The organism is Streptomyces sp. NPDC055140, assembly GCF_053607285.1.
Genome location: NZ_JBSGTG010000026.1, coordinates 56,505 through 69,470, shown reverse-complemented (window position 1 = coordinate 69,470; position 12,966 = coordinate 56,505). Strand labels below are relative to the sequence as shown.

At 72.7% G+C, this 12,966-nt stretch carries 11 protein-coding genes; 2 read left to right on the top strand and 9 right to left on the bottom strand.

From position 1 onward, the window contains the following. Positions 1–27 precede the first annotated feature (27 nt). From ACWFR4_RS36465 to rimP, 9 genes are all read right to left on the bottom strand, one after another. Positions 28–981, bottom strand: a complete 954-nt coding sequence (locus ACWFR4_RS36465) for a bifunctional riboflavin kinase/FAD synthetase (protein WP_116509230.1) — start codon at positions 979–981, stop codon at positions 28–30. Between the two features lie 123 nt (positions 982–1,104). After that, entirely contained in the window at positions 1,105–4,557 is a 3,453-nt protein-coding gene (locus ACWFR4_RS36460) for a serine protease (protein ID WP_453656140.1), read from the bottom strand. Between the two features lie 226 nt (positions 4,558–4,783). Continuing rightward, positions 4,784–5,692: a tRNA pseudouridine(55) synthase TruB gene (truB, locus tag ACWFR4_RS36455; RefSeq protein WP_453463619.1), complete on the bottom strand. Its 909-nt coding sequence runs from the start codon at positions 5,690–5,692 to the stop codon at positions 4,784–4,786. Then, positions 5,689–6,150: a 30S ribosome-binding factor RbfA gene (gene rbfA, locus ACWFR4_RS36450; protein WP_453463616.1), complete on the bottom strand. Its 462-nt coding sequence runs from the start codon at positions 6,148–6,150 to the stop codon at positions 5,689–5,691. Before rbfA ends, truB begins: the two co-directional genes overlap by 4 nt. Positions 6,151–6,184: 34 nt before the next feature. Beyond that, the gene (locus ACWFR4_RS36445; RefSeq protein WP_362908661.1) at positions 6,185–6,478 is read right to left on the bottom strand and encodes a DUF503 domain-containing protein; all 294 of its coding nucleotides are present in this window, start codon (positions 6,476–6,478) and stop codon (positions 6,185–6,187) included. Positions 6,479–6,619: 141 nt separating this feature from the next. Then, on the bottom strand, positions 6,620–9,745 hold the full coding sequence (gene infB, locus ACWFR4_RS36440) for a translation initiation factor IF-2 (protein WP_453656139.1): 3,126 nt from the start codon (positions 9,743–9,745) through the stop codon (positions 6,620–6,622). Between the two features lie 146 nt (positions 9,746–9,891). Further along, positions 9,892–10,170 (bottom strand): YlxR family protein, encoded by a 279-nt coding sequence (locus ACWFR4_RS36435; RefSeq protein ID WP_266674728.1) that lies wholly within the window; start codon positions 10,168–10,170, stop codon positions 9,892–9,894. 79 nt (positions 10,171–10,249) lie between these two features. Further along, positions 10,250–11,239, bottom strand: coding sequence for a transcription termination factor NusA (nusA, locus tag ACWFR4_RS36430; RefSeq protein WP_453463611.1), 990 nt, complete (start codon positions 11,237–11,239; stop codon positions 10,250–10,252). Positions 11,240–11,241: 2 nt separating this feature from the next. Beyond that, positions 11,242–11,754, bottom strand: coding sequence for a ribosome maturation factor RimP (rimP, locus tag ACWFR4_RS36425; protein WP_266559431.1), 513 nt, complete (start codon positions 11,752–11,754; stop codon positions 11,242–11,244). Positions 11,755–11,937: 183 nt separating this feature from the next. Here rimP and ACWFR4_RS36420 point away from each other — a divergent pair, with 183 nt between their 5' ends. Continuing rightward, positions 11,938–12,450, top strand: coding sequence for a hypothetical protein (locus ACWFR4_RS36420; protein ID WP_453656138.1), 513 nt, complete (start codon positions 11,938–11,940; stop codon positions 12,448–12,450). 1 nt (position 12,451) lies between these two features. Further along, positions 12,452–12,934 carry a ferritin-like domain-containing protein gene (locus ACWFR4_RS36415; RefSeq protein WP_453463606.1) on the top strand — a complete coding sequence of 161 codons (483 nt, stop codon included), beginning with the start codon at positions 12,452–12,454 and terminating at the stop codon, positions 12,932–12,934. Positions 12,935–12,966: the final 32 nt, after the last annotated feature.

Genomic DNA, 12,966 nt, shown 5'->3' with positions numbered 1-12,966 from the left:
AGCCCCCGCGACCTCTGCCGATCCCGCCTACTCCCCCTCGTACGCCTCGACCAGTTCCCGGGACCGCTTCACGTCGTCCGCGATGGCGACCAGGAGCGCCTCGATCGAGTCGAACTTCGCCATGCCGCGCACATAGGCGAGGAAGTCGACGGCGACGTGCAGCCCGTACAGGTCGAGGTCCACGCGGTCGATGGCGTAGGCCTCGACCGTGCGCTCGGTGCCGTCGAACTGCGGGTTGGTGCCCACGGAGATCGCGGCGGGCATCGCCTCGTCCCCGACGTGCAGCCAGCCCGCGTAGACGCCGTCCGCCGGGATCGCGGTGTGCGGGAGCGTCTCGACGTTGGCGGTCGGGAAGCCCAGCTCACGGCCGCGCTGGGCGCCGCGCACGACCACGCCCTCGACGCGGTGCGGGCGGCCGAGGATCTCGCGCGCGCCCTCCATGTCGCCTTCGGCGACCAGCCGCCGGGTCAGCGTGGACGAGAAGGGCTCGCCGCCGCCCGCCGAGCCGCTCACGTACAGGTCGACGACCTCGACCTCGAAGTCGTACGTCGTGCCCTGCTCGGCGAGGAACGCGACATTGCCCGCGGCGCGGTGGCCGAAGCGGAAGTTCGGCCCCTCGACGACGAGGCGGGCGTGCAGCTTGTCGACCAGGACCTTCGCGACGAACTCGGCCGGCGACAGCTTCGAGAACTCGGTGGTGAACGGCAGGATCAGCAGGGCGTCGACGCCGAGCTCGGCCATCAGTTCCGCGCGCCGGTGGTGCGGGGCGAGCAGCGGAGGGTGGCTGCCGGGGCGCACGACCTCGCTGGGGTGCGGGTCGAAGGTGACCACGACGGCGGGCACACCGAGCTCGCGGGCCCGTTCGACGGCCCGGCCGATGATCAACTGATGGCCGCGGTGCACTCCGTCGTAGGAGCCGATGGTGACGACGCTGCGCCCCCAGTCCTGGGGGATGTCCTCCAAGCCACGCCAGCGCTGCACGGTGATTGCTCCTCGCGAACCTGTGTACGACTGTTACGTCTCTTTGCCGAATACGCAGGTCTAAGAGTGCCATGCCAAGCACCCACGCCCCGCATCGGGAGGCGCCGTACCGGCCCGGGCAGGTCAGGCGGGTACGCCTACCCCGGCCAGACCCCCGATCACGCGGCGGGCGCTCGGCCCGACGAGGGCGGCCCACTCGCGCGGCGCCCCCGCCAGCCACTGGACGAGAAGGGCGGCGAACCCGGGCACCGAGTCGGCGAACTCGACGAGGGCGCGGTCGAAGCGGGCAGCTCCCTCCGGGGTGCGGACGAGCCGTTGTCCGGTGCGCCGCACCAGGTCGCGGGTGCGGGTCGCTCCGGCGCCCCCGGCGCTGCGGACTGCGGTCCGCAGAACGGCGTCGAGCACATCCGGGTCGTCCTCGTGGGCGAGCAGTACGTCGAGGAGTTCGCCGCGCAGGGCCCGTGAGGCGCCGGTGCCGGGTGCGGCGAGGACGGGCGCGAGCGCGGCCCGTCCGGCGACCGGACAGGTCCGGAGCAGCCCCGTGACGAGGGGAAAGAGCACCGCCCGCCCGGCCGGCCCGTGCTCCAGGCACCGGTCGACGTACGCGGCGACGTCCTGAGCGGCGTCGGGCCGGTCCGCCGAGAGGTCCTCGACGAGGGCGGCCGCCCGCCGCGCGAGCGCGGGCGCGGTCACGCCGGCGAGTGCCCCCAGCACGTCGGCCGCACCGCCCGGCTCCCGCACACGGGCCCGGAAAGCGCGGAGCACCGGCTCCGGGTGTGTGGCAAGGGCGGCGGCGAGCGCGCTCACGGGCAACTGGGCATCGCCCTCCGCGAACCGCTCCAGGGCGCGCTCCAGATAGGTGTCGCGGCTCTGCGGATCGCGCACGAGGAGGGCGAGCGCGGCGCCGTGCCGGGCGCCGTCGGTGGTGCGGGCCAGCAGGGCGAGCGCGGCGTAGCGCAGCAGGCCGCGATCGGCGTCGGTGGTGACGTGCGGGGCGACCCGCAGCGCGTAGGTGAGGGCGGACGCGCGGCGGGCGGGACGCTCGTCGTGGGCCCAGCGGTCGACGGCGCGGCACAGCGCGGACGGCTCCTCGTCGGCGAGCACGGCGAGGAGTTCGTCGGCGTGCGGGTGCGCGCAGTCGGCGAGGGCCTCGGTGAGGTCGTCGACGGCGCGGTGCCGGTGGGTGTGCAGGAGCGCCTGGGCCGCGGTGCCGACGGTCGCGTCGGGCAGGGCGGGCAGCGGCCGCGCGTCGTCGAACCAGCGGGTGAGGTGGACCTGGACGCCGGCCGGGTCCGCGGTGAGCAGCTCGGCGACGGTGTCCAGGTGGCGGTCGTGGCTCCCGGGCGGCGGATCGTGCACGACGAGGCGGCGCAGAAGGCCGAGGCGGTCGGCGTCCGCGACGGGGATCCGGCGCCAGAACGAGGGGGCGAGGCGTCCGCGGTCGGCGAGCGGTTCGAGCACCCCGAGATAGGGAGTGGCGTCGGGCACACGCAGGAGCGCCTCCTCGACGAGGTGGGCCGCCCACCAGGAGGCGTCGGCGTCGCCGGGCGTGAGGGACCTGAGCGCCAACTCGGCCAGATGCGCGCCCAGTTGGGCCGGTCCCTGCTGGCGCTCGACGAGGAGCAAGGCCTGGACGACGGGGCCCGCGCGGTGCCGGGGCACGGGCACCGTGGGCGCGGCCCGGCCGGCGTCCCGCTCGCGGTACACGAGCGCCCGCAGCGCCTCGTCCAGGTCCAGGTGCATGCCCTGGATCCAGTCGGCGACCTCCTCGTGCGCGAACCGGTAGCCGCGCCCCGCGGGGACGAGTACGCCTTCGGTGAGGACGGCCGGGGCCCACGCCGTGACACCCCCACCTCGGCGTCCCGGCAGCGCACCCCAGGGGAACACCTCCTCGAACGCCTCCCGGTCCAGCTCGCCCTGCCCCGGCCCCAGGCAGCGCCGCGCCGCCTCGTGGACCTGACCGGACACCCGGGCGGCGAGCCTGCGCACGGCCGTGCCGCGCAGCCCGTTCACAGCGGCGAGGCGCACCGCCACCCGCAGGCACATGAGGTCGAGATACGCGGCGAAGACGGCGTCCCGGTCGGCGCTGCCCGGCACGGGCCCGGACAGCGCGGCCCGCACCTCGGCGAGGAGCCTCAGGGCGAGCGGATGCCGTGCGTCGCGGCCGGCGAGCGCGTCCTCGGGCAGCCCGTACCGCTCCCGCGCCACGCAGGCCTGGTCGCCGGTCAGCTCCCCCAGCAAGACGCAGGCGGGCAGCCGCCCGGTCCGTCCGTACAGCACACCAGGCGGGAACAGCTCGCCCGCGCGCTCCCAGTACTCCCCCCGGCACGCCACGACGAGCCGCACGCCGGTCTCCCGCAGCCAGCGCGCCGTGCCCTCGGTCCACTCCGCCAGCCGGTGCGCCAGGACGGGCGGCATCTCCTCGGGCCCGTCGAGCAGCAGCACCAGGGGCCGGCCGGCAGCGCGTGCGGGCGCCGCGATCCGCTCCGGCGACACATCGCCGACACCGCCGGACTCCGGGCCCCCGGGCTCGCCGGTCTGTCCGGGGACGGCCCCGGACAGTGACGCCGCGACGATGCGCCCGGCCCTGACCAGCGCCCGCCTCGCGGCGTCGGCCACGCTCCGGTCGTCGCCGTGCAGGTCCGCGCCGCGCAGCCAGAGGGTGGGGGCGGGGTGGGCACCGCGGCCGCGTCGCGCGGCACAGGCGGCGAGCTCCGTCGTACGGCCGCTGCCCGGCGCCCCCACGAGGGCCAGGACCGCCGCGCCGGACGCCTCGAACGCGGCGAACTCCCTTGCCACTTCAGGCCGTTCGACCGGCTCCGGGTCGAGGACCGCACCCGGCCCGTCTGACCCGACCGACGTGGCCGTCAGCTGGAGCGCGCCCGCCAGATTGAGGTCCTCCCCGTACACCGGCACGGTGGCCGCGTTCCGCGCGAGGAGCGCGGCGAGCGGCCCCTCCGGGTCGGCGGCAGCGGCCTCCCGCAGCGGCACGGCGAATCCGGCGGCGCGATGCCCGGCCTCGAGCGCGGTGCCGAGAACGGCGAGGACGGTGCCCGAAGCGGCGTCGACGACAGGTCCCCCGGCCGCCCCTCCTCCGAGCCGCAGCGCGTCTCGGCCGTCCGTGCCGATGGCCAGCTCCATGGCCCCGGGAACGATATGGAAGCGGTCGGTCGCGGTGTACGTGACGTCGGCATGACCGAGGACGCGCGCCTCCCGCCAGCCCCCGGCGGCGATCCGCACATAGGCCCCCGCTCCGGCCGGGCCCCGGACGGCCACCGGCAACGGCCGCATCCCAAGGCCCTCCGTCGCGTCGGTGCGAATGAGCGCGAGGGCCGATTCGGGCAGCAGGACGACGTCGGCGGCGCCCACGACGCAGGTGATCCCGCCGGGTGCGCGCAGCACGACGCGGCCGAGTCCGTCGACCACTTCATGGCTGGTGACGACGGTGCCGTGGTCGTCGGCGACGAAGCCGGCGCCGCGCGGGCGTCCGGCCAGATCGAAGACATGGACGAGGGGCGGCCCGGTCCCGGGACCCGTCGCGTCCCGGTCGCCGGCCCGGGGGCCACGTCCCGCCATCGTCGAACCTCCCGCCACGCCCCGTAGGACCGACGGTAGGCGCGCGGTGATCAGCGGAACAGGCGCCGGAGCGAACGCGCCCCCTTCCACTCCCTCGGTTCACTCCGAGCGCCCACCCGAAGGGGTGAACAGATCGGGGGTGATGGATAGACCCTTGGAGGGGGGATCGTGGAGCGGCACGCGGCTGACTGAGCGCGCCGCTCCACGGCGGGGGCCGGCGAAGAGATCAGCCGAAGACGGCGAGGCTCTTCGCCTTGCCCTTCGACTCCTCCACGAGCGCGAGGAACACGCCCTCGGGGTCGAACACGGCGACGGGCCCGGCGCCCGCGTACTCGCCGGGCACCTCCAGACGGACCCCGTTGAGCAACAGCTTGGCGCGCTTGGTGTCCACGTCCCAGCGGGGGAACGCGGCGGTAGCGGCGTCCGCGACGGGCATCACGGTCAGCTCCTCCTGGAGCTGGTCGAGGGTGCGCGCGGAGTCGAGCTTGTAGGGGCCGACCCGCGTGCGCCGCAGCGCCGTGAGGTGACCGCCGACGCCCAGGTCCGCGCCGAGGTCCCTGGCGAGGGCCCGGATGTACGTCCCGGACGAGCAGACCACCGAGACGACCAGGTCGAGGACCGGGGTACCGTCCTCGGCGACCGCGTCCCTTATGTCATAGACGGTGAAGGACGAGACGGTGACCGGCCGCGCCGGGATCTCGAACTCCTCGCCCTCACGGGCCCGCTTGTAGGAACGCACACCGTTGATCTTGATGGCGCTGACCTTGGACGGCACCTGCATGATGGCGCCGGTCAGCTTGGCGACCCCGGCGTCGATCGCGTCGCGGCGCACGCCGGACGCGTCCGTGGACGACGTGAGGTCGCCCTCGGCGTCGTCGGTCAGCGTGTTCTGGCCGAGCCGGATCGTGCCCAGGTACTCCTTCTCGGTCAGCGCGAGATGGCCGAGCAGCTTGGTCGCCCGCTCCACGCCGAGGACCAGGACACCGGTCGCCATGGGGTCGAGCGTGCCCGCGTGGCCGACGCGGCGGGTCTTCGCGATCCCGCGCATCTTGGCCACCACGTCGTGCGAAGTGAAGCCCGACGGCTTGTCGACAATGACAAGACCGTCGGGCGTCGGGGTGTTCTTCTGCGTCATTCCGAGGCTTCGCCGTCCTCGTCCGCGCCGTCCTCGTCCTCGGGCTTGCGGTACGGGTCCGCACCCCCGGCGAACTCGGCGCCTGCGGACGCCTCCCGGACCTTCTCGTCCGAGATCCTGGCCTTGTCGAGGAGGTCATCGATGGCCTTGGCGTTGTCCGGCAGGGCGTCCGCCACGAAGGCCAGGGTCGGCGTGAACTTCACACCGGCCGCCTGGCCCACCGCCGAACGGAGTACGCCCTTGGCGCTCTCGAGGCCGGCCGCGGCAGCGGCACGCTCCTCGTCGTCGCCGTAGACCGTGTAGAAGACGGTCGCCTCCCGAAGGTCACCCGTCACCCGGGTGTCCGTGATGGTCACATGCGTACCGAGCCGCGGGTCCTTGATCCCGCGCTGGAGCTTCTTGGCCACCACCTCTCGGATGAGGTCCGCCAGCCTTTTCGCCCGCGCGTTGTCGGCCACTGCGCCGTCTCCTTCTTCGCCTTGCTCTTAAAGTTCAGTCTTCGTCGCCGTGGAGCCTGCGTCGAACGGAGAGCAGCTCCACCTCGGGACGGGCGGCGATCAGACGCTCGCACCGGTCCAGTACGTCGGTGAGGTGCCCCGTGTCCCCGGAGACCAACGCCAGGCCGATCTCGGCCCTGCGGTGTAGTTCCTGATTCCCGGTCTCCGCCGCACTCACCGCGTACTTGCGCTGGAGTTCGGCGACGATCGGGCGGATCACGGAGCGTTTCTCCTTCAGCGAGTGGACGTCGCCGAGGAGCAGATCAAAGGACAGAGTCCCCACATACATGTGTGTCCGGATGTCCCGCCGGTTCGGGTTCGTGGCCCCGCCAACCACTTGGCAGGGACACCAGAACCGTACACGCAACGGCCGGGGCCGATCGACGGGATTTCATCCCGCCGACCGGCCCCGACCTTCACCGTGCGCGGATCAGGCGCGCGGCTTCTCGCGCATCTCGTACGTCGCGATGACGTCGTCGATCTTGATGTCGTTGAAGTTTCCGAGGTTGATACCGCCCTCGAAGCCTTCGCGGATCTCGGTGACGTCGTCCTTGAAACGACGCAGACCGGAGATGTTGAGGTTCTCCGCGATGACCTTGCCATCGCGCAGCAGGCGCGCCTTGGTGTTGCGCTTGACCTCGCCGGACCGGACGAGCACACCGGCGATGTTGCCCAGCTTGGACGAGCGGAAGATCTCGCGGATCTCCGCCGTGCCGAGCTCGACCTCTTCGTACTCCGGCTTGAGCATGCCCTTGAGGGCCGCCTCGATCTCCTCGATGGCCTGGTAGATCACCGAGTAGTAGCGGACGTCGACGCCCTCGCGGTCCGCCATCTGGGCCGCGCGGCCCGCAGCGCGGACGTTGAAGCCGATGACGATCGCGTCGGAGCCGGTCGCCAGGTCGATGTCCGACTCGGTGACCGCACCCACGCCGCGGTGCAGGACGCGGATGTCGACCTCTTCGCCGACGTCGAGCTGGAGCAGCGAGGACTCGAGAGCCTCCACCGAACCGGACGCGTCGCCCTTGATGATGAGGTTGAGTTCCTGCACCAGGCCGGCCTTGAGGGCCTCGTCCAGGTTCTCCAGGGAGAACCTGACGCCACGCCGCGCGAAGTTGGCGTTGCGCTCGCGAGCGGCACGCTTCTCGGCGATCTGACGGGCCGTACGGTCCTCGTCGACCACCAGGAAGTTGTCGCCGGCACCCGGGACGTTGGTGAGACCCAGGACCAGGACGGGGGTCGACGGACCCGCTTCCTCGACGTTGTTGCCGTTGTCGTCGAGCATCGCCCGGACACGGCCGTACGCGTCGCCGACCACCATCGTGTCGCCGATGCGCAGCGTGCCGCGCTGGACCAGGACCGTCGAGACGGCACCGCGGCCACGGTCGAGGTGGGACTCGATCGCAATACCCTGCGCGTCCTGCTCCGGGTTGGCCCGCAGGTCGAGCGAGGCGTCCGCGGTCAGGACCACGGCCTCGAGCAGGGAGTCGATGTTCAGACCCTGCTTGGCGGAGATGTCGACGAACATCGTGTCGCCGCCGTACTCCTCGGCCACCAGACCGAACTCGGTGAGCTGACCGCGCACCTTGGTCGGGTCGGCACCCTCGACGTCGATCTTGTTGACCGCGACGACGATCGGCACGTTGGCCGCCTTCGCGTGGTTGAGCGCCTCGATCGTCTGCGGCATGACACCGTCGTTGGCCGCCACCACGAGGATCGCGATGTCGGTCGACTTCGCACCACGGGCACGCATGGCGGTGAACGCCTCGTGACCCGGGGTGTCGATGAAGGTGATGCGGCGCTCTTCGTCGTTGACCTCGGTGGAGACCTGGTACGCACCGATGTGCTGCGTGATACCGCCGGCCTCGCCCGCGACGACGTTCGTCTTGCGGATGGTGTCGAGCAGTCGGGTCTTACCGTGGTCGACGTGACCCATGACGGTCACGACCGGCGGACGCGCGACGAGGAACTCCTCGCCACCCTCGTCCTCACCGAACTCGATGTCGAAGGACTCGAGCAGCTCGCGGTCCTCCTCCTCGGGGCTGACGATCTCGAGGATGTAGTTCATCTCATCCGCGAGGAGCTTCAGCGTCTCGTCGGAGACGGACTGCGTGGCAGTGACCATCTCGCCGAGGTTCATCATCACGGCGACGAGCGACGCCGGGTTGGCGTTGATCTTCTCCGCGAAGTCGGTGAGGGAGGCACCGCGCGACAGACGGACGGACTGTCCGTTGCCGCGAGGCAGCATGACGCCGCCGACCGACGGGGCCTGCATGGCCTCGTACTCCTGGCGCCTCTGCCGCTTCGACTTGCGGCCACGACGGGCGGGCCCGCCGGGACGGCCGAACGCACCCTGTGTGCCACCACGGGCACCGGGACCGCCGGGACGGCCACCACCGGGACGACCGGCGAAACCGCCACCGCCACCGGGACGACCGGCGAAACCGCCACCGCCGCCACCGGGACCTGCCGGACGGCCGGCGAAGCCGCCGCCGCCACCACCGGGACGACCGGCGAAGCCGCCGCCGCCACCGGGACGACCGCCGCCGCCGCCACCCGGACGACCGCCGCCGCCACCGGGACCACGGCCACCGCCGGGGCCACCACCGGGACGCGGGGTGCCCGCGGCGGGACGCTGCGGCATCATGCCCGGGTTCGGACGGTTACCGCCGGGGGCACCACCCGGACGCGGAGCGCCGGCCTGCGGACGGGGCATGCCGCCCGGAGTCGGACGGGCGCCGCCCTGACCCTGCGGACGCGGGGCGCCACCGGGGCCACCCTGCGGACGCGGGCCGCCGGGGCCACCCTGGCCGCCACCGGGACGCGGGGCACCGCCGGGACGGGGCGCCTGGGGGCGCGCCATGCCGGTGGAGCCACCAGAGGTGAACGGGTTGTTACCGGGACGCGGACCGGCGGGACGACCGCCGGGACGCTGGCCCTGACCCTGACCCTGACCGCCGGGGCGCGGGGCACCCTGACGCTCGCCACGGTCGCCACGGTCGCCACGACCCTGACCCTGAGCACCCTGGCCGGGACCGGCCGGACGGGCGCCACCGGGCTTGGGGGCACCGGGACGGGCACCCGGACGCGGACCGGCTGCCGGGGAGGCCGCGGGGGCCTGGGCAGCGGGAGCGGCCGGAGCCGCGGGCGGCGCCGTGAACTCGGGCGCGGCCGGGGCCGGAGCCGCGGGACGCGGAGCCGGCTTCGGGCCGGGCGTCGGACGCTGACCGGCGGCCGGGGTCACCGGGGCGGCGGCAGCGGGCTTCTCCGCGGCGGCAGGCTTGGGAGCCGGCGGGCGCGGAGCAGCAGGCTTTGCGGCCTGCGCCGGAGACGGGGCCGGGCGAGCCGGCGAGGGCTTCGCGGGCGCGGCCTTGCGGGCGGCGGGCTTGCCGCCGCCACTGCCCTGCTGGAGGGCGTCAGTCAGCTTGCGTACTACAGGCGCCTCGATCGTCGAGGACGCCGAACGGACAAATTCACCGAGTTCTTGGAGCTTGGCCATGACGACCTTGCTCTCCACCCCGAACTCCTTGGCGAGTTCGTATACCCGGACCTTAGCCACTTCGCTCCTTTTAGGTCCGGGTTACGCCGGACCGTCGCTACTTCATGGGCGTACTCATCGCGTGCTCATCGAGTGCTCATCGCAATCTCGACCTACTTCCAACTCGCGGGGGTACCAGGACCGCACGGGGTCCCGTACGGCACGTTCTACGGTGTTACCTGCTCGACGCGGTGGCGCAGTGCCTCCGTATCGAACGGTCCAGGGGCTTTGAACGCCCGCTGGAACGCCCGGCGGCGGACCGCCAGGTCGAGACAGACCAGGGCGGGGTGCACATACGCACCCCGGCCGGGCAGCGTACCGCGCCGATCGGGGACACATTCACCCTCGATCACCACGATGCGCAGCAGATCGCTCTTGGCCGTTCGCTCCCGGCATCCCACACACGTGCGCTCTGGGCATGCACCGGCATGCGTCCGGCCAGACACGCTTAAGTCTACCTCCCCGCACCGACCTCACCCCTTTGGGGCAAAAATCGAACGGTTGTTGTCGTGATCTTTGTGGTGGCTACTCCGCCGGCTGCTGCTCGGTGTCCGGACGGATGTCGATCCGCCAGCCCGTGAGCCGCGCGGCGAGGCGGGCGTTCTGGCCCTCCTTGCCGATGGCGAGCGACAGCTGGTAGTCCGGCACGATCACCCGTGCCGAGCGGGCAGCCATGTCCACGACCTCGACCTTGGACACGCGCGCCGGGGACAGTGCGTTGGCCACCATGTCGGCCGGGTCGTCGGACCAGTCGACGATGTCGATCTTCTCGCCGTTGAGCTCGGCCATGACATTGCGCACACGGCCGCCCATCGGGCCGATGCAGGCGCCCTTGGCGTTCAGGCCGGAGCGGGTCGAGCGGACCGCGATCTTCGTGCGGTGCCCGGCCTCGCGCGCGATGGCGCAGATCTCCACGGAACCGTCGGCGATCTCGGGGACCTCGAGCGCGAACAGCTTCTTCACCAGGTTCGGGTGCGTGCGCGACAGGGTCACGGAAGGACCGCGCACACCCTTCGCCACGCGCACCACGTACGAGCGAAGGCGCATGCCGTGCTGGTACTCCTCGCCCGGGACCTGCTCCTGCACCGGCAGGATGGCCTCGAGCTTGCCGATGTCGACGAGCACGTTCTTCGGGTCGCGGCCCTGCTGGACCACGCCTGTCACGATGTCGCCCTCGCGGCCGGCGTACTCGCCGAGCGTCGCGTCGTCCTCGGCGTCGCGCAGCCGCTGCAGGATGACCTGCTTCGCGGTCGTCGCGGCGATACGGCCGAAGTCGGACGGGGTGTCGTCGAACTCCCGGGCCTCCTGGCCCTCTTCGAGGTCCGCCGGGTCCTCCTTCGCCCACACCGTCACATGTCCGCTCTCACGGTCGAGGCGCACGCGCGCGTGGCGACGGCTTCCCTCGGTGCGGTGGTAGGCGATGAGGAGGGCCGACTCGATCGCTTCGACCAGCAGGTCGAAGGAGATCTCCTTCTCCCGCACCAGACCCCGCAGGGCACTCATGTCGATGTCCACGGCTACGCCTCCTCTGCATTCTCTTCGTTCTTGTTCTTACGGTTGAACTCGACCTGGACGCGCGCCTTGGCGATGTCGTCGAAGGTGAGCCTGCGGGCGGTGGGCTTGCGCCCCTTCACGCCAGGCACTTCGAGGTCCAGACCCTCGTCGTCGACCTTCAGGATCCGCGCGACGAGCTCGGTGTCGGCGCCGTCGGCCAGCTGGAACTTCACCAGGCGGTCGACCGCACGCAGGTAGTGCCTGTGCTCGGTCAGCGGCCGCTCGGCGCCGGGGGTGCCGACCTCGAGGTCGTACTCGCCCTCGCCCATGGCGTCCGTCTCGTCGAGCTTCGCCGAGAGCGCGCGGCTCACATCGGCGACCTGGTCCAGATCGGCTCCGGAATCGGAGTCGACGACGACTCGCAGCACGCGCTTACGTCCGACCGATGCCACTTCGATCTCTTCGAGATCGAGGCCCTGGGAGCTCACGAGCGGTTCCAGTAGTGACCGCAGCCTCTCGCTCTGGGTGGTGCTCATCCGGGTGACTCCTCGGCCGCGTGTGCTGTTGTGGTCTCGTCGTGCGTCAGGTCAAAGGGTATCCGGTCCAGGGGGGTGTTGCCGTCCACCGGGCAAGGGCCGAAGGTACGGTGATCACCGGGCCTGCCGCCCGCCGCTCCTGCTGAATCCTTCCTGCCATCCTTCCTGCCGAGGACGTCTGCCGTGCCGTTGACCACTGGGGCCCCCGCGGGGCCGCGTAGAAGGAGCCTGCTGGCCTCGGCGGCCGGGGCCGCGCTCCTGACGGGCTGTTCCGACGCCGAGGACGCCGCGTCGGACGGTGCCAGGGGCGCCCGCAGCGCCTCCGCCACACAGCGGATCAAGGCGCGCGCCGCCCGCGACAGCGGCGATCTGCTCGACCGTTACGAGGCGGCGCTCGCGACCCATCCGGCCCTGGCCGCGCGGCTCGGCCCATTGCGTGACGAGGTGGCCCGGCACGCGAAGAGCTTCGGTGCGCCGGCGCGCCCGGCCGCACCGGCCTCTCCCTCTCCCTCGCCGTCGCCGTCCGCCTCACCGGCCTCCGAGAAGGACACGGTGAGCGCGCTGGCGAAGGCCGAGCGGGAACTCGCCGACCGCCGTGCCGCCGCCCTGGTCGAAGCCCCCGCCGAACTGGCGCGCCTGCTCGCCTCGGTGGCCGCCGCGGGTGCCGGCCACGCGTATCTGCTGACGAAGGACTGACATGGCCGACATGCGCGACAAGGACGACAGCGACAAGCGGCTCCTCACCGCGGTCCAGGCCGCGCTGGCCGCCGAGCACGCGGCCGTGTACGGCTACGGCGTCGTCGGCGGCCGGATCAGCGAGGCCCGCAGGCCCGAGGCGCGCACCGCGTACGACTCCCACCGCGCGCGCCGCGACGACCTGCGGCGCACGGTCCGCGACCTCGGCGGCGACCCCGAGCCGTCCGCGGGCGCCTACGCGCTGCCCTTCCCCGTGCCGGACCCGGCGGCGGCCGCGCGGCTCGCGGCGGACATCGAGGACCGTGTCGCCGGGGTCTACTCCGACCTGGTGCGGGCCTCCGAGGGCGCGCGGCGCAGGGGGGCGGCGGACGCGCTGCGGGAGGCGGCGGTGCGGGCGGTGCGGTGGCGGGGCGGCAGCGTAGCCTTCCCTGGTCTCGCCGAGCGGTCCGCGGCGCCCGAAGCGTCCGCGACACCGAAGGCGTAGCAGGCACGGTCACACGTACGGTCCGCGGTGAC

Bases quoted from the DNA above. Each gene is read 5' to 3' on its own strand.
- ACWFR4_RS36460 (WP_453656140.1), bottom strand. From the start codon at position 4,557: ATGGCGGGACGTGGCCCCCGGGCCGGCGACCGGGACGCGACGGGTCCC.
- truB (WP_453463619.1), bottom strand. From the start codon at position 5,692: ATGACGCAGAAGAACACCCCGACGCCCGACGGTCTTGTCATTGTCGAC.
- ACWFR4_RS36445 (WP_362908661.1), bottom strand. From the start codon at position 6,478: ATGTATGTGGGGACTCTGTCCTTTGATCTGCTCCTCGGCGACGTCCAC.
- rimP (WP_266559431.1), bottom strand. From the start codon at position 11,754: ATGAGCACCACCCAGAGCGAGAGGCTGCGGTCACTACTGGAACCGCTC.
- ACWFR4_RS36415 (WP_453463606.1), top strand. From the start codon at position 12,452: ATGGCCGACATGCGCGACAAGGACGACAGCGACAAGCGGCTCCTCACC.